We start from the raw sequence: 15,231 nt of genomic DNA on the forward strand, positions 1-15,231 counted from the left end.
CGCGTCCGGGATAAGAAAGCGCCGTTCATTCCGCCCGACTCACCCGTCGACCCAACCGGCGCCCCGATCCGGCGGCTGGCCGAGCCGCCGCCGGCGATGTTCCCAAGTCCCGCCGCCGCCCGCCGAGCCTTGCCGGGCGGGCGTTCGCGTCCGTCGCGCGCCGCGCCGGACGGCGCCGCTCCCCCGATTCCGGCGGTCGGCTCCCCGACGACGTGTAAACTGCTGCCTTTTTTGACGGTTTGCAGCATGGTGCAAGCACCTCCGCGCCCGGCGCTGAGCGGCCCGGCGCTCGTCCGGCTCCTCGCGCGCGTGGCCGATGCCGACGTCGCGGAATCCCGGCAGACGCTGTCCGACCGGCTGAGCCAGTGGCTCGGCTGGACCGACGCGATCACGCTGTCGTCCGCGCTGAACGCGAGCGCGCCCGGCGTCGCGGCCGGCGTGCGCGGCTACGACGCGGAGCGGGACTGCGCGCGCGTGCGCCACGAGCTCGCGCAGGCGATCACGGCCGCCAACCGGCCGCGCGCGCGGCGCCGGCCCGGCGATCCGCCGCCGCCGGCCGCCGACACTGCCGATTTCGCCGACTTCCGCCAGCGTTACCTGGCGTTGCAGCAGGACATGGAAACGGCGATCGGCCAGTTGCGCGGCCGCCTGCGGGTCGCGGTCGCCGCGCGCTCGTCCGGGATGGCGCGGCTCGCGACGCTCGACGCGATCATGGAGCGCGTGCTCGGCGCGCGCGAGCGCAGCCTGCTGTCGGCCGTGCCCGCGCTGCTCGCCACGCGTTTCGGGCGGCTGCGCGACGCGGAGCGGCAGGCGCTGGCCGATGCGGAAGCCGCCGCAGCGGCAGTCGAGCCGGCCGAGGCCGTCGCGGCGCTCGTGCCCGGCGCATGGCTTGAGACGTTTCGCGACGAGATGCAAAGCATCCTGCTGGCCGAACTCGAAGTCCGGTTTCAAACGGTGGACGGGCTGCTCGCGGCCCTTCGCACCAGCTAATCAACACGCTATGTCCAGAATTCGCCTTGATCTCGTTGTCTTCGTCGCCGGTCTGCTCGCTGTGGGCTGGATCGGCGCCGGCTATGCCGCGTCGAACCCGCTGGCGGCGGCCGTCACGCTGCTGATCGCCGCGTGCTACGTCGCCGGCGCATGGGAACTGCTGCGCTACCGGCAGGCCACCGCCACGCTGTCGCGCGCGGTCGCCGGCCTGACCGAGCCGCCCGCGAAGCTCGACACGTGGCTCGACACGCTGCACCCGGGCCTGCGCGGCGCGGTGCGTGCGCGGGTCGAAGGCGCGCGCGTCGCGCTGCCGGGCCCGGCGCTCACGCCGTACCTCGTCGGCCTGCTCGTGCTGCTCGGCATGCTCGGCACGCTGCTCGGGATGGTCGTCACGCTGAAGGGCACGGGCGCCGCGCTCGAAAGCGCGACCGACCTCGACGCGATCCGCGCATCGCTGATCGCGCCGGTGAAGGGCCTCGGGTTCGCGTTCGGCACGTCGATTGCCGGCGTCGCGACGTCCGCGATGCTCGGGCTGCTGTCCGCGCTCGTGCGCCGCGAGCGGATCGACGCGGCGCAGCAGCTCGACGCGAAGATCGCGACGACGTTGCGCGTGCATTCGTCCGCGCACCAGCGCGACGAATCGTTCCGGCTGCTGCAGCGCCAGGCCGACGTGATGCCGGCGCTGGTCGACCGGCTGCAGACGATGATGACGACGCTCGAGGCGCGCAGCGTCGCGCTGCACGATCGCCAGCTCGAAAGCCAGCAGGCGTTTTTCGACCGGACCGAGCGCGCGTATGCGGGCCTCGCGTCGAACGTCGGCGACGCGCTGAAGGAAAGCGCCGCCGAAAGCGCGCGCGTGGCCGGCGCCGCGCTGCAACCGGTCGTCGCCGCGACGATGACGGGGCTCGCGCAGGAAATGGCCGCGCTGCGCGACACCGTGACGGGCGCCGTGCAACGTCAGCTCGACGGGCTGACGGACGGTTTTGAAAAGACCACCGGCAACGTGACGGCCGTCTGGAACCGTGCGCTCGACGAACAGCGCCGCGCGGGCGACGCGGTCGCGCAACAGCTGCAGACGACGCTCGGCCAGTTCACCGATACGTTCGCGCAGCGTTCGACGGATCTGCTCGACGGCGTCGCGACGCGCCTCGAATCGACTGAAAACCGCCTCTCGGACGCGTGGCGCGATGCGCTGTCGCGTCAGGAGCAGGTCGGCGAGGCGCTCGCCGGCCAGCATGCGCGTGCGCTGGGCGAAGCCGCCGCGACGTTCGAACGCCATTCGGGTGCGACGCTCGCCGCGATGCGCGAGTCGCACACGAGCCTGCAGACGCAACTGGCCGCGCGCGACGAAGCACGCGTCGCCGCGTGGAACGACTCGCTGGCCGCGATGGCCGCGAAGCTCGGCGACGAATGGCAGCGGGCGGGCGCGCACAGCGCGGGCCGTCAGCAGGAAATCTGCGACGCACTCGCACAAACGACGCGCGACCTGAGCGCACAGGCCGCGACGTTCGAACAACGCTCGAACGACCTGCTGTCGACGATCCGCGATTCGCATACGGGCCTGCAAACGCAGCTTGCCGCACGCGATGAAGAACGCCTGTCTGCATGGAACGCATCACTGGCCGCGATGGCCGCGAAGCTCGGCGACGAATGGCAGCGCGCGGGCGCACACAGCGTGGGCCGTCAGCAGGAAATCTGCGACGCGCTCGCGCAAACGACGCGTGACCTGAGCGCACAGGCCGCGACGTTCGAACAACGCTCGAACGACTTGCTGTCGACGATCCGCGATTCGCATACGGGCCTGCAAACGCAGCTTGCCGCACGGGATGAAGAACGCCTGTCGAAATGGAACGACTCGCTGGCCGCGATGGCCGCGAAGCTCGGCGACGAATGGCAGCGCGCGGGCGTGCACAGCGCGGGCCGCCAGCAGGAGATCTGCGATGCGCTCGCACGAACGACGCGTGACCTGAGCGCACAGGCCGCGACGTTCGAGCAACGCTCGAACGACCTGCTGTCGACGATCCGCGATTCGCATACGGGCCTGCAAACGCAGCTTGCCGCACGCGATGAAGAGCGCTTGTCGAAATGGAACGACTCGCTGGCCGCGATGGCCGCGAAGCTCGGTGACGAATGGCAGCGTGCGGGCGTGCACAGCGCGGGCCGCCAGCAGGAAATCTGCGACGCGCTCGCGCAAACGACGCGTGACCTGAGCGCACAGGCGGCGACGTTCGAACAACGCTCGAACGACTTGCTGTCGACGATCCGCGATTCGCACGCGAGCTTGCAGACGCAACTGGCCGCGCGCGACGAAGCACGCCTCGCCGCATGGAACGACTCGCTCGCCGCGATGGCCGCCGCGCTGCGCGACGAATGGGCGCAAGCGAGCGCGCAGGCCGCGACGCGTCAGCAGGACATCTGCGACACGCTGGCCCGCACCGCGAGCGACATCACCGCGCAGGCGAAAGTGCATGCGGGCGACACGATCAACGAGATCGCGCGTCTCGTGCAGGCTGCATCGGAGGCGCCGAAGGCCGCGGCCGACGTCGTCGCCGAGCTGCGTCAGCGCCTGTCCGACAGCCTCGCGCACGATACCGCGATGCTCGAGGAGCGCAGCCGTCTGCTCGCGACGCTCGAAACGCTGCTCGGCGCGGTCAATCACGCGTCGACCGAACAGCGCACCGCGATCGATGCGCTCGTCAGCACGTCGGTCGACCTGCTCGATCGCGTCGGCGCGCGCTTCAACGACACCGTCGATGCCGAAACGCGCAAGCTCGACTCGGTGGCCGCGCAGGTCACGGCCGGTGCCGTCGAAGTGGCGAGCCTCGGCGATGCGTTCGGCGCCGCCGTGCAGGTGTTCGGCGAATCGAACGACAAGCTGCTGACCCATCTGCAACGCATCGAGGCCGCGCTCGAGAAGTCGCTCGCGCGTAGCGACGAGCAGCTCGAGTATTACGTCGCGCAGGCGCGCGAGGTGATCGACCTGAGCATGATGTCGCAGAAGCAGATCGTCGAAGATTTGCAGCAGCTCGCCGGCCGGCGGGCGTCCGTCGGAGCGTAACGCATGCACGACGAAATCGACGGCGGCGCGTCATCCGCGCCGGTGTGGCCCGCCTTCGCCGACCTGATGTCGGTGCTGCTCGGCGCGTTCGTGCTGATCCTCGTCGGCGTGATCGGCATGCAGCTTCAGCTCACATCGAAGCTCGAGGAAGCCGTGCGGGCGCGCCAGCAGGAAGCGCAGCAGCGCAAATCGCTGGAGCAGGCGCTCGCCGGGCCGCTCGCGGCCGGCCGCGTGACGCTCGTGAACGGGCGCATCGGCATCAGCGGCAGCGTGCTGTTCGCGCTGAACTCCGACCAGTTGCAGCCCGCGGGCCGCGATCTGCTGCAGACGCTGGCCGCGCCGCTGGGCACCTACCTGAAGACGCGCGACGAGCTCCTGATGATCAGCGGCTTCGCCGACGACCAGCAGGTGCATGCCGGCAACCGCCGATTCGCGGACAACTGGGAGCTGTCGGCCAAGCGCGCGCTGACGGTCACGCGTGCGTTGATCGACGCCGGCGTGCCGGCGTCGTCGGTGTTCGCGGCGGCGTTCGGCTCCGAACAGCCGGTCAGCTCGAACGCGGACGATGAAGGCCGCGCGAAGAACCGTCGCGTGGAAATCGCGCCGGTGCCGCGCAAGTCGGCGTCGAACGGAGGGAAGGCGAAGTGACGCTCGACGCGACGCACGTGCGCGCGACGCTCGACGCGTGGCGCGAGCAGGGCGCCGACCGGCTCGATCCGGTGCGTTTTCACCGGATCGACGCGCTCGAACGGCGCGCGGCCGTGCTCGATGGCAGCGCGCGCGAATTGCTCGACGCACGGCTGGCGACGCTGATCGAAGGCTTCGCGGAGGTCGTTGCGCGGGCCGATGAAGCGAAGGTGGCGCGCGACACTGCGGACGCCGCGGCAGGTGCGCCCGTGCGCGGCGCGATCGCGGACCTCGTCGAACGGCTTGCGCGCGATGCGCAGGCCGACCGGCGCGGGCTCGATCCCGAGCTGGTCGACTACTTCCGCACGATGTGGTCGAAAGTCCGCACGGAACAGCAGTACCGCCAGTCGCTCGACCAGGTGCCGCGCAATGCGGGGCCGCTCAATTCGAACAGTCTCGTGCACCGGTCGCTCGCGACGATGCGCGAGCTGTCGCCGGAATACCTGCAGCAGTTCCTGTCGTACGTCGATGCGCTCGCGTGGCTCGAGGATCTCGCCGGCGGCGGCGCGCAGCCCGAGAAGGAAGTGCCGCGCGCGAAGACGGTGAAGAAGGGCACGCGGACCAAGAGCCGGTAGTGCGCGACCACGCGCCGCTGCGGCGGCAGCCGGTTACATCGACACCGAGCCCGACTTCGCGGCGCTTCGATACCGGGCCGCGCTGATGAACTTCGAAAAGCGCTCGCACCAGATCACGACCGACGTGTACTGCGCGGGGTTCACGTCGGCGGGAAGCGGCACGACGAAGTTGCCGAACGTCTTCAGGTCGGCCACGCGCGCGGCACGCGCCTTGATCGCGAGGAACGACGCCTTGGTGTCGACGAATTCCGGAACGAGGTAGATCTTGTAGTCGGGCCCCGGTGCTACGTCGCCTTCGAAGGCGATCGACGAATCGGTGATGGTCAGCTTGCCGTCGGCCCAGTGCAGCAGGTCGCTGCCCGGCAGGCCGCGTTCGAAGCGACCGGTATGGCGTGTGTTTTCGGCGGCCACCTGCAGTTCGACGGCGCTTGCGCCCTCCGATGCCGTCAGGATCGGAAGCACGTAGATGCCCGCGGCGAATGCAACGAGACCCGTCGCGAGATGCGACGCGATCGGTATCCAGATTCTGGTTTTCATGTCGGACCCCATGAGCGGAAACAGAGGGTGGCGCAGCGCCACGACCCTGTAGTCGCGCGGGCCGCCAGAATCTGACACCCGGCCGGCATTTGTTTGCGCAGGCCGTCTCCACGGCGCGGGGCCCGGCAGCCGCATGGCGACACGATGCCTAAAATTTTCCGCCGGCACGTGTCATCTTGGCGCTCGCGGATCGACTCACTCTCTGTCGACAACGTCGTCGATGCCAAGGAGAGTTCACATGAACAAGCTTGCTCTGTATGTTCTCGCGACGGTTGCCGCGACCGCTTCCGTTTCCGCATGGGCCGCGCCGCAGTCCACCGTGACGCGCGCGGAAGTCACGGCCGAACTGGCCGCATTGCACGCGGCCGGCTACCGTCAGACCGGCGAAGACCCGCACTATCCGGCGAAACTGGCGGAAGCGCTGACGAAGATCGGCTCGACGGGTGCGTCGGTTGCCGATACGAGCGGATACGGGACGATGTCGCCGACCGCGAGCGAATCGGGCTCGATTGCCGCCGACCGGCCGATCTATCGCGGACGATGATCCGCACAGGACATTGCGCCTGTCGACGGGCGCAATGTCCGATTCGTCTGGACTGCGATGCGTTTGCGGATGCGCAACGTCAGCCCGGCGGCGCGCCTTCGGCAATTGCCGCGCCGAGCGCGTGCAACGCATCGGCCAGCGCCGACGCGAACGGCGGATGCGCGGCGATGCCCGCCGCATCGAGCTGGCTGCCGAGGATCGGCAGCGCGATCGACGCGCGCTCGACGATGTGCGCGGACATCACCGACAGTGTTTCCCGCAGCGCCGCGTCCGCATGCGTCGCGCGCGGCGACGCATTCAGTACGGCGACCGGTTTGTACACGACGGCTTCGCATCCCACGACCCAGTCCAGCGCGTTCTTCATGACGCCCGTCACGCCGTGCGCGTATTCCGGGCTCGCGATCAGCACGCCGTCGGCCGCATTCAGGCGCTCGATCAAATCGCGCACGGCGGGCGGCGATGGGTATTCGGCATCGGGATTGAACAGCGGGAATTCGCCGAGACGATCGAAGCGCACGATGCGCATGTCGTGCGGCGCGACGAGCGCGGCCGCGTCGAGCAGCGCCGCGTTGTACGACTGCGCGCGCAGGCTGCCGCACAGTGCGACGATGTCGAAGCGGGGGGCTGAGTGGGGACGGGGTTCGGTAGCCATCAATGAGCGTGTCGATTTGCGTGTCGCGCAGCAGCGTCGCGCGAATCGCACGGATTATCGCACCGACGTTCGGTCGACGCCGGCCATCCCCGCCACGCGCGCGAATTCGTCTATTTCCCACCCGTGACCGAGCATCAGCCGCCGCGTATGCAGCGCGCCGTGCACGTCGTCGGCGACGGTTTCGCCGAGATAACGCAGCGCGCGCCCTTCGATATCGACGAAGCCGTGACGGTAATCCTGCGCGAGCGCGGTCCATAGTTGCGCGGCGCCGACCGACTGGCGCGCGCCGCTGATCAGGCACAGGCCCGCGTCGAGCCCCCAGCGATACAGCGTGGTCGCAAGGCCCTTGCGTTGCGCCGACCCGCGTAGCCGCGTATGCGGTGCGCGCAGGTAGCGATCCGCGCGGCGCGGAATTTCGGGCAGGCGGTTGAATACCGTGTAGCCGGCGAGCTGGCGCGCGGCCGGATCTTCGACATACAGGAAGTATTCGCCGTCCGCCTCGCGGTGGCGGACGATCAGGTCCGAGCGGCCGAGCGCGACCGCAGGCAGGCCGTGCAGGCGATGGCCCGGCTGATGCAGGCGCGCGTAGAGGGTGTCGAGTTCATCGTCGATGTCGTGCTGGGAATGGTGTACGTCGATGCGCATGGCAAAGGCCGCCCGTCCCGGGCGGTCCGAGAAAGTGGTTCATCGCAACAGGGAAAAGGAATGGGTGCGGCCCCCGGGCCCCGCGAAGCGGGCCGGGGCCGCGAATCAGCTGGGGATGTGCTGGAAACCGGCGGCGATCGCGGCGAGGCCCGCGATGCAGAGTGCGAACAGGATCAGGACTTTGTGGATCACGTCTCTCTCCTCATGAATGCGCGGCGCCGGCGGGCGGCATCGCTGAGACGGTGAGCGGCGGGCACGGCCCGCGCGGCGGTCGTGCGTGACGACGGTCGGGTGTCGGCGCGACGGATCGTGCGCGGACGGCCAGCACCCTACGCGAGGTGCCGCAGCGCGGCAATCGGGCCGGCGGAGAAAAGCGACGAAAAGCGGAGAAAGCGGCTGTTTCGCGACGATTGGTCGCATGGCGGCCGGTGGGTGCGTGACGATTCGCCGCGAGGATCCGGAATCGTCCGCGTGACCGTTTCCGGCCGCAGCCCGCTTTCATGCGGGAAATCGCATACACTTCCCGGCAAACGAACTCCACAAGGATCTGACCATGGGAGCGGGCCCGTCCTCGGATCGCTGAGCCGCAACAACCTGCTTCACCCGGTTGTTGCGGCGATCTCCTCTCGTCGATGACTCAGCAGGCAGATTGCCGCCGGATTTCCCCTTTCCGAGCGGATGCTTCGTCATGCCTGATCAAACCCGAAACCACACCCCGCCCGTATGGGCTTGCTCGCTGCCGTCGGCCTTGCTGCTGATGGCCCCTTTCGATCTCCTCGCGTCGCTCGCGATGGACGTGTATCTGCCGGTGGTGCCGGAGATGCCGTCCGCGCTGCACACGTCGGCCGCCGTGGTGCAGCTGACGCTGAGCGTCTACATGATCGTCCTCGGCGTGGGCCAGCTGGTGTTCGGCCCGTTGTCGGACCGGATCGGGCGTCGACCCGTGCTCCTGGGCGGCGCGCTCTTGTTCTCGGCGGCTTCCCTCGCGCTCGCGACGGCGGGCAGCGGCGGCGTGTTCGTCGCGTTGCGGCTGCTGCAGGCGCTGGGTGCGTCCGCCGCGCTCGTCGCGACCTTTGCAACGGTGCGCGATGTGTATGCCGATCGTCCGGAAAGCAGCACGCTCTACAGCCAGTTCGGCGCGATCCTCGCGTTCGTCCCCGCGCTCGGGCCGATGCTCGGCGCGGGCATCGCGCACGGTTTCGGCTGGCGCGCGATTTTCGTGATGCTCGGCGGCGCCGGATGCGTGGCGTTCGGCCGCGCGTGGCCGCGTTGGCACGAAACGCGGCCGCGGGCCGCCGGCAAGCCGCGGCAACCCCTCGTCTCGATCCTGCGCAGCCCGTCCTTCCTCGTCTATTCGCTCGGGTTCGGCACGGCCATGGGCGCATTCTTCGTGTTCTTTTCGATTGCGCCGCGGGTGCTGGTCGGGCAGGCCGGCTATTCCCGCACCGCATTCAGCGCGGCGTTCGCCACCGTCGCGATCGTGATGATCGTTGCCGCGCGTTTGGCGCGATGGTGCGTGTCGAACTGGGGGATTCCGGGCTGTTTCGTGCGCGGCGCCGGCGTCATGATGGCCGGCGCGATCGTGCTGGCGGCATGCACGGCCCTGATGGCGCCGTCGTTCGTCGCGTTCGTGATGCCGATGTGGATCGTCGCGATCGGCATCGTGCTGATGTCGTCGGTGACGGCGAACGGTGCGCTTCGAGAGTTCGACGACACGGCAGGCACGGCCGTGTCGCTGTATTACTGCGTCCAGAGCCTGATCGTCGGCGGGGCCGGCACGTTCGCGACGCTGGTGCTGCCCGGCGATACGCCGTGGCCGCTGGCCGCGTTTTGCTTCGTCATGCCGGCGGCATGCGTCGTCGCGCTCGCCGTACTGACGCGCAAGCGCGGATGAACCGAGGGGTGCGTGGGGCGGGCAGGGCCGATGCGTGACCGGCCCCCCGGCCCGGAAGCGCCGATCACGCCGCCTGCTGCACGCCGAACGCCTGCCTGATCCGCGCGAGCAATCCGTGCTGCGCGATCCACTCCGCATACGCGCGATAGTCAGGATCACGCATCAAATGGCGCTCTTCCGTCTTCGCCCGCGTGTAGTAGATCAGGTTGACCGCGACGAGCCCCGCGCAGTGCATCAGCCCGATCTGCCAGCCGTGCGGCTCCACGAACGGCACCGACACCATCCAGTACGACAGGTTCTTCGTGATGTACGCCGGATGCTTCGTGAAGCGGTACGGGCCCGACGTGATGATCCCGCGGTTCGTGAGGTTCGAGAACCGCAGCCCGAACGAGATCGTGCACAGCGCGTAGGTCAGCAGCAGCAGGATGATCACCGTGCCCCAGATCACGCGCAGCGTCGGGGCCGACGCCAGCCAGTTGTCCCAGAACATCGAGCCTTCGTAGCGGATGTAGTTGTTCGAGAACAGCGACCAGAACGGCTGGTAGCACATCAGCGCGGCCACCCAGCCGAGCGTGGTCGGCTCGACGGTGCGCACGTGGCTGTCGAGGATGCGGAACGTGCACAGGTAGCCGACGGTGCCGAACATCAGGTCCATCGTGAACGACAGGTCGTACATGAACATGAAGGTCGCGATCGACGCCGGCGCATGCATCGCGTTCGCAAGCGACGCGGTCAGGTGATCGGCGTCTTTCGACAGGTAGACGGTCATCAGCGGCAGGAAGAACGCCTTCACGCCCCAGCCGGCCAGCATCTCGCGCACCGGCTTCCAGCTCGCGGGCTGCTCGCGGCGGAACAGGAAGCGGCCCCACAGCAGGTATGCGTCGTCGGTCTCGCGCTGGTGGCGGTCCATCCATGCGAAGTAGAACGGCGCGGCGACGATCACGTACGGCGCGAGCGAGCGCAGCAGCGACCAGAACGGCAGGTAGAACGCGCCGTGATATTCGGGCAGCAGCCAGTAGATCACGCCGATGCCCGCATAGATCGACGTCAATGCGCCGAGCCGCGTCGCGACGCGCGCGATGCCGAGCGGCCGGACCGCCTGCCGCGACAGGCCCGCGCTCGGGCGCAGGTAGACGCGCGAGATGAAGATTTCGTGCAGCGCGATCGTGCCGATGATCGCGAGGCTCGCGATGACCGCGCGCGAGGCTGCATCGAGGGTCGGCTGGCCGCGCGTGATCCACAGCGCGAAGAGCCCGGCGGCAATGCCGAGCAGGCCGGCGCGCAGGGGCGTGGCGGAACGGGGTGGGCGGTCCTGAACCGCTGCGATGCCGTCGAGCGTCGAATTCATGATCGGGTCCTCGTACGAGTGAGGGCCGGCGCCCCCGCTTGGCGGGTGACGCCGGCCGTCGGCCGGGCTTGGTATGGATGCGTGCCCGGCCATTGGCCTGTGGTTCTGATAGGTAAAGCGTTACTTCTTGTTGCCGCCGCCGAGCAGGCCGCCGAGGAGGTTCGTCACCGGCGACAGCAGGTTGCCGGCGCCGCCCGCGGTGCCGCCGTTCGAGCTGCCGGTCAGGCCGCCCACCACGGTGCCGCCGCCGGCCGGCGTCGTGACCACGCCCGCCGCCCCGCCGGCGGCCGCGCCGCCTGCCGGCGTCGTCACCGCACCGGCCACCGCGCCGACCGGGCCGCTCGTCAGCAGGCCGCCGAGCGTGCCCGTCACGTTGCCGCCCGGCGTCGTGACCGTGCCGGTGAGGCTGGCGCCGAGCGGCGTCAGCGCGTTGACGAGGTTGGTGACCGGCGCCAGCAGGCCGCCGACACCTACGCCACCGGTGCCGCTGGTGCCACTCGTTCCGCCGGTGCCGCTCGTGCCGCCCGAACCGAGGCCGCCGAGCGCCCCCGTCAGCGAGCCGAGCAGGCCCGTGACCGGGCCGAGCGGGCCGCCGCTGCTCGTGCCGCTGGTGCCGCCAGAACCGCTCGAGCTGCCGCCGCCCAGGCCGCCCAGCCCGCCCGTCAGCGTGCCGAGCAGGCCCGTGATCGGGGCGAGCGGGTTGCTGCCGCCCGTGCCGCTGCTGGAACTGCCGGCGTTGTTGTCGTGGACGAGACCGCCGGTGGACGTCACCGTGTTGCCGAGCTGCGCCACGACGCCGCCGAGACCGGCGCCGACCGGGTTGTCGGTTGCACCGCCGACCTTCGTGCCGGCGCTGGCGAGGCCGTTGCCGAGCGCGCTCAGCAGGCCGTTGAGCGGCGTGCCGAGCAGCGTCACGCCGCCGAGCGTCTGGGTGGCGCCCGGCGTCGTGACACCGCCGGTCAGCGTGTTCGTGATCGGGTTGATCACCTTGCCGATCTGCGTCTCGAGCTGCTGGACCGGCGAGCTGTTCAGTGCCGTGTTGAGGCCCGACGCGGTCGAGTTGACGGCGCCGCCGACCGTGCCGACGAGATCGCCGACGAGCGTCGTGACCGGCGACAGCGGCGACAGCGGGCCCGAGCCGAGGCTCTTGACCGCGTTGCCGAGGCTGTTGACCGCGCCGCCGGTGCCGGTCAGCAGGCCGGTGGTCGACGTCAGCGTCGGTCCGAGCGGGTTGGCCGACACGCCGATCGAGCCGAGGCCGGCCGCAACGCCGTTGCCGAGCGCCTGCACGCCGTTGCCGAGGCTCGTGACCGCGTTGCCGACGCTGGTGGCCGTCGTCGGGTTCGTGCCGGGGATCTGCACGCCGCCGATCTGGCCGCCGCCATTCGCCACGGTCGTGCCGATTGCCGTCACGAGATTGCCGGATTTCTGCAGGACGTTGCCGAGCGGGGTGACGCCGGTGCCGGAGGTGCCGGAAGTGCCGGAGGTGCCGGAAGTGCCTGACGTACCGGAGGTGCCCGAGGTACCGGAGGTGCCCGAGGTGCCGGAAGTGCCCGAGGTACCGGAGGTGCCCGAGGTACCGGAAGTGCCCGAGGTGCCCGACGTGCCCGACGTGCCCGACGTGCCGGAAGTGCCCGACGTGCCGGAAGTGCCCGACGTGCCCGAGGTACCGGAAGTGCCTGACGTACCGGAAGTACCCGACGTACCGGAAGTACCGGACGTACCGGAGGTACCCGACGTACCGGAAGTACCCGACGTACCGGAAGTACCCGACGTACCGGAAGTACCCGACGTACCGGAAGTGCCCGACGTGCCGGAAGTACCCGAGGTGCCCGAGGTACCCGAGGTACCGGAAGTGCCTGACGTACCGGAAGTACCCGACGTACCGGAAGTGCCGGACGTACCAGAAGTGCCCGACGTACCGGAAGTGCCCGAGGTACCGGAGGTGCCAGAAGTACCGGAAGTACCCGAAGTACCCGAAGTACCGGAGGTGCCTGACGTACCGGAAGTACCCGACGTACCGGAGGTGCCCGACGTACCGGAGGTGCCTGACGTACCGGAGGTGCCTGACGTACCGGAAGTACCCGACGTACCGGAGGTGCCCGAGGTACCGGAAGTGCCCGAGGTGCCGGAAGTGCCCGAGGTGCCGGAAGTACCCGACGTACCGGAAGTCCCGGAAGTCCCGGAAGTCCCGGAAGTCCCGGAAGTGCCCGAAGTACCTGACGTACCTGACGTACCGGAGGTGCCCGAGGAAGTACCCGAGGTCCCAGAACTACCCGACGTACCCGAACTGCCGCCGCCCGAAGTCCCCGACGTCCCGCCGCCCGACGTACCCGAAGTCCCCGAGCTGCCGCTCGTCCCTGACGTGCTCGGCTTGATCGTCGGCGGGGTGGTCGGTCCATCGACCGAGCCGCAACCGTAGAGCGCGAGCAACGACGAGACGGCCATCGTTACCGTCGTCTTCTTGAAGAGTGTGTGCATGTTGGCCTCGACATTGGAAGTGTGTCCCGGCCATCTCTGCAAATTTCGCGCCATGGCAGATTCCCCGAAACGGTGTCGCGCTTTATTGCAGAAATCGGGAATATCTGCGCGATTTAAACGGTGTAACGGGTTTTTCGCGCGACGGGCACGCGGGGTGCGCCGGCGAGGCGGTTGCGATGTTCCCGTAAGCCGCCGTAACGCGCGGCGCGATGTTACGTAGCGTTCGATATCGCGTCACGCGGCCGGCCGCGAACCGAGGGGCCCATCTTTGACGAGATGCGCCGGCCCGACGAACATGGCGCGATCCCCGGCTGCCGACGAAGCCGAAGCGGCCGCGACTCCATCCACACAGGACACGGACATGAGCGAACAGGACAGGGAATACGGCAAGGCGCGACGCATCGACGTGATGGGCGCGGCGTTCGTCGAGCGCGCGATGCGCGATCTCGACGGCTTTTCACGCCCGCTGCAGAACTGGCTGAACGAGCACGCGTGGGGCAGTACGTGGCAGCGGGGCGGGATCGACCTGAAGACGCGCAGCCTGTGCACGTGCGCGATGCTGGCGGCGCTCGGCCGCAGTACGGAACTGAAGGGGCACATTCGCGGCGCGCTCAACAACGGCGCGAGCCTCGTCGAGATCCGCGAGGTCTTGCTGCACAGCGCGCTGTATGCGGGCGCGCCGGCGGCGGTCGAGGCATTCCGCAGTGCGCGCGAGGTGATATCGGATCTCGGGCTGTCGGTGCCCGACGACGAATCCTGATCCCGCCGCCGGCGCGGCGCCGGATCAGGTTCCCGCTTCGATCCGCGCCGCGTTCCGGTGCGCCAGCACGTCAGTGCGCGACCCGCGCCGTCTGCGCGACGCCATCGGCCGGCGCGGCGGCGACTTCGAGCAGCCAGTCGGCGGTCGCGTCAGGAAGCGTGACCGGCAGCATGTGCCCGCCGTCGACGACCTTCAGCCGCACGCGCGCCGACTTCTTCGCGAGCGCTTCGCCGTGATCGCGCCAGTTCAGGATCGGGTCGGCACGGCCGTACAGCACGTCGACCGGCAGCGCGAGATCAGCGTAGCGGCGCACCATCGCGGGCAGGTCGACGGGCGCCGACAGCAGGTCGGTCGCGGTCGCATAGAACACGTGCGGGCGCATCCCGAGCAGCCCGCCGCCCTTGACCGGGAAGTCGCGCGGTACGGCTTCCGGCGCGAACACCTGCTGCACGGCCTTGCGGCCCGTCAGGATCGTCAGCGGAATCGCGAAGGTCCACGACACGAAGCGGCGTACCAGCGGCGACGGCAGCATCAGCGGCTTGAACGGCGCCGGCGGCTCGCTCTGCTCGTGCGACAACGGCGCGATCAGCGCGAGCCGGCTCACGCGGTCCGCATGGTTGAGGCCGACCGCCAGCGCGATCGCGCCGCCGAGCGAGTGGCCGACCAGCACGGGCTTGTCGAGCTTCAGCGCGTCGATGAACGCGGCGACCGTGCGGGCCTGCGCGAACACGTTCGCCTGCGAACCCGCGCCGCGCAGCGAGCGGCCGGCGCCCGGGCGGTCGATGAGGATCACGCGATGCCGTTGCGCGAGCCGCGTGAGCGGCAGGTACGCGAAGTTGCGCAACTGCCCGGCGAGCCCGTGCACGAACACGAGCGGCGGGCCGCTGCCGTATTCGACGTAGTGGATGCGGTCGCCGCCGATGTCGACGAAGCGGCCTTCGGGCGGAAACGCGCGCGTCACGCGGCGGGCCACGTAAGCGGTAAACAGCGCGAGCGCGGCGAGCACCGCGACGACGCCGAGCAGCACGTTCTGGATCAGATGGAGCGTAGGAGTCATGTC

General features: G+C 69.5%; 13 protein-coding genes. 7 read left to right on the forward strand and 6 right to left on the reverse strand.

The genetic code is table 11. The features are described 5' to 3' along the window. Window positions 1-246: 246 nt before the first annotated feature. From WJ16_RS22350 to WJ16_RS22365, 4 genes are read left to right on the forward strand one after another with little or no spacing between them, the layout of a single operon-like run. On the forward strand, window positions 247-990 hold the full coding sequence (locus WJ16_RS22350) for a DUF3348 domain-containing protein (RefSeq protein WP_069259265.1): 744 nt from the start codon (window positions 247-249) through the stop codon (window positions 988-990). 10 nt (window positions 991-1,000) lie between these two features. Then, a complete protein-coding gene (locus tag WJ16_RS22355; RefSeq protein ID WP_069259266.1) occupies window positions 1,001-4,048 on the forward strand; it encodes a DUF802 domain-containing protein in 3,048 nt (1,015 codons plus the stop codon). Between the two features lie 3 nt (window positions 4,049-4,051). Beyond that, on the forward strand, window positions 4,052-4,696 hold the full coding sequence (locus WJ16_RS22360; protein WP_069259267.1) for an OmpA family protein: 645 nt from the start codon (window positions 4,052-4,054) through the stop codon (window positions 4,694-4,696). After that, on the forward strand, window positions 4,693-5,310 hold the full coding sequence (locus tag WJ16_RS22365) for a DUF2894 domain-containing protein (RefSeq protein WP_069259268.1): 618 nt from the start codon (window positions 4,693-4,695) through the stop codon (window positions 5,308-5,310). The genes WJ16_RS22360 and WJ16_RS22365 overlap by 4 nt, the downstream gene beginning before the upstream one ends. 33 nt (window positions 5,311-5,343) lie before the next feature. On the opposite strand, the gene WJ16_RS22370 is transcribed toward WJ16_RS22365, so the two are convergent. Continuing rightward, on the reverse strand, window positions 5,344-5,847 hold the full coding sequence (locus tag WJ16_RS22370; RefSeq protein ID WP_069259269.1) for a DM13 domain-containing protein: 504 nt from the start codon (window positions 5,845-5,847) through the stop codon (window positions 5,344-5,346). 238 nt (window positions 5,848-6,085) lie between these two features. Between WJ16_RS22370 and WJ16_RS22375 the strand changes: the two genes are divergently transcribed. Next, a complete protein-coding gene (locus WJ16_RS22375) occupies window positions 6,086-6,391 on the forward strand; it encodes a DUF4148 domain-containing protein (RefSeq protein WP_069259270.1) in 306 nt (101 codons plus the stop codon). Window positions 6,392-6,470: 79 nt separating this feature from the next. Here the strand turns inward: WJ16_RS22375 and WJ16_RS22380 are convergent, their stop codons facing one another. Next, window positions 6,471-7,043 (reverse strand): NADPH-dependent FMN reductase, encoded by a 573-nt coding sequence (locus tag WJ16_RS22380; protein WP_069259271.1) that lies wholly within the window; start codon window positions 7,041-7,043, stop codon window positions 6,471-6,473. A gap of 54 nt (window positions 7,044-7,097) precedes the next feature. Further along, window positions 7,098-7,688 (reverse strand): histone acetyltransferase, encoded by a 591-nt coding sequence (locus WJ16_RS22385; RefSeq protein ID WP_069259272.1) that lies wholly within the window; start codon window positions 7,686-7,688, stop codon window positions 7,098-7,100. A 688-nt stretch (window positions 7,689-8,376) separates the two neighbouring features. Here WJ16_RS22385 and cml point away from each other — a divergent pair. After that, window positions 8,377-9,582 carry a CmlA/FloR family chloramphenicol efflux MFS transporter gene (cml, locus tag WJ16_RS22390; protein ID WP_069259273.1) on the forward strand — a complete coding sequence of 402 codons (1,206 nt, stop codon included), beginning with the start codon at window positions 8,377-8,379 and terminating at the stop codon, window positions 9,580-9,582. 64 nt (window positions 9,583-9,646) lie between these two features. Here cml and WJ16_RS22395 read toward each other — a convergent pair whose 3' ends face one another. Together WJ16_RS22395 and WJ16_RS33630 are read right to left on the reverse strand one after the other, a co-directional pair. Continuing rightward, a complete protein-coding gene (locus WJ16_RS22395) occupies window positions 9,647-10,930 on the reverse strand; it encodes an isoprenylcysteine carboxylmethyltransferase family protein (RefSeq protein WP_069259274.1) in 1,284 nt (427 codons plus the stop codon). 120 nt (window positions 10,931-11,050) lie between these two features. Then, complete coding sequence (locus tag WJ16_RS33630) at window positions 11,051-13,411, reverse strand: collagen-like triple helix repeat-containing protein (RefSeq protein ID WP_076605988.1); 2,361 nt, start codon at window positions 13,409-13,411, stop codon at window positions 11,051-11,053. Window positions 13,412-13,772: 361 nt separating this feature from the next. Between WJ16_RS33630 and WJ16_RS22410 the strand changes: the two genes are divergently transcribed. Beyond that, window positions 13,773-14,171, forward strand: a complete 399-nt coding sequence (locus tag WJ16_RS22410; protein WP_069259277.1) for a carboxymuconolactone decarboxylase family protein — start codon at window positions 13,773-13,775, stop codon at window positions 14,169-14,171. A gap of 70 nt (window positions 14,172-14,241) precedes the next feature. Here WJ16_RS22410 and WJ16_RS22415 read toward each other — a convergent pair whose 3' ends face one another. After that, window positions 14,242-15,228 (reverse strand): alpha/beta fold hydrolase, encoded by a 987-nt coding sequence (locus WJ16_RS22415; protein WP_069259278.1) that lies wholly within the window; start codon window positions 15,226-15,228, stop codon window positions 14,242-14,244. Window positions 15,229-15,231 lie beyond the last annotated feature (3 nt).

Source organism: Burkholderia metallica (genome assembly GCF_001718555.1).
GTDB classification, from domain to species: Bacteria; Pseudomonadota; Gammaproteobacteria; order Burkholderiales; family Burkholderiaceae; genus Burkholderia; species Burkholderia metallica.

Excerpts from the sequence above, each read along its gene's own strand:
- WJ16_RS22375 (WP_069259270.1), top strand. The coding sequence starts at position 6,086 with ATGAACAAGCTTGCTCTGTATGTTCTCGCGACGGTTGCCGCGACCGCT.
- WJ16_RS22370 (WP_069259269.1), bottom strand. The coding sequence starts at position 5,847 with ATGAAAACCAGAATCTGGATACCGATCGCGTCGCATCTCGCGACGGGT.
- cml (WP_069259273.1), top strand. The coding sequence starts at position 8,377 with ATGCCTGATCAAACCCGAAACCACACCCCGCCCGTATGGGCTTGCTCG.
- WJ16_RS22350 (WP_069259265.1), top strand. The coding sequence starts at position 247 with ATGGTGCAAGCACCTCCGCGCCCGGCGCTGAGCGGCCCGGCGCTCGTC.
- WJ16_RS22410 (WP_069259277.1), top strand. The coding sequence starts at position 13,773 with ATGAGCGAACAGGACAGGGAATACGGCAAGGCGCGACGCATCGACGTG.
- WJ16_RS22355 (WP_069259266.1), top strand. The coding sequence starts at position 1,001 with ATGTCCAGAATTCGCCTTGATCTCGTTGTCTTCGTCGCCGGTCTGCTC.
- WJ16_RS22415 (WP_069259278.1), bottom strand. The coding sequence starts at position 15,228 with ATGACTCCTACGCTCCATCTGATCCAGAACGTGCTGCTCGGCGTCGTC.
- WJ16_RS33630 (WP_076605988.1), bottom strand. The coding sequence starts at position 13,411 with ATGCACACACTCTTCAAGAAGACGACGGTAACGATGGCCGTCTCGTCG.
- WJ16_RS22360 (WP_069259267.1), top strand. The coding sequence starts at position 4,052 with ATGCACGACGAAATCGACGGCGGCGCGTCATCCGCGCCGGTGTGGCCC.
- WJ16_RS22385 (WP_069259272.1), bottom strand. The coding sequence starts at position 7,688 with ATGCGCATCGACGTACACCATTCCCAGCACGACATCGACGATGAACTC.
- WJ16_RS22395 (WP_069259274.1), bottom strand. The coding sequence starts at position 10,930 with ATGAATTCGACGCTCGACGGCATCGCAGCGGTTCAGGACCGCCCACCC.
- WJ16_RS22380 (WP_069259271.1), bottom strand. The coding sequence starts at position 7,043 with ATGGCTACCGAACCCCGTCCCCACTCAGCCCCCCGCTTCGACATCGTC.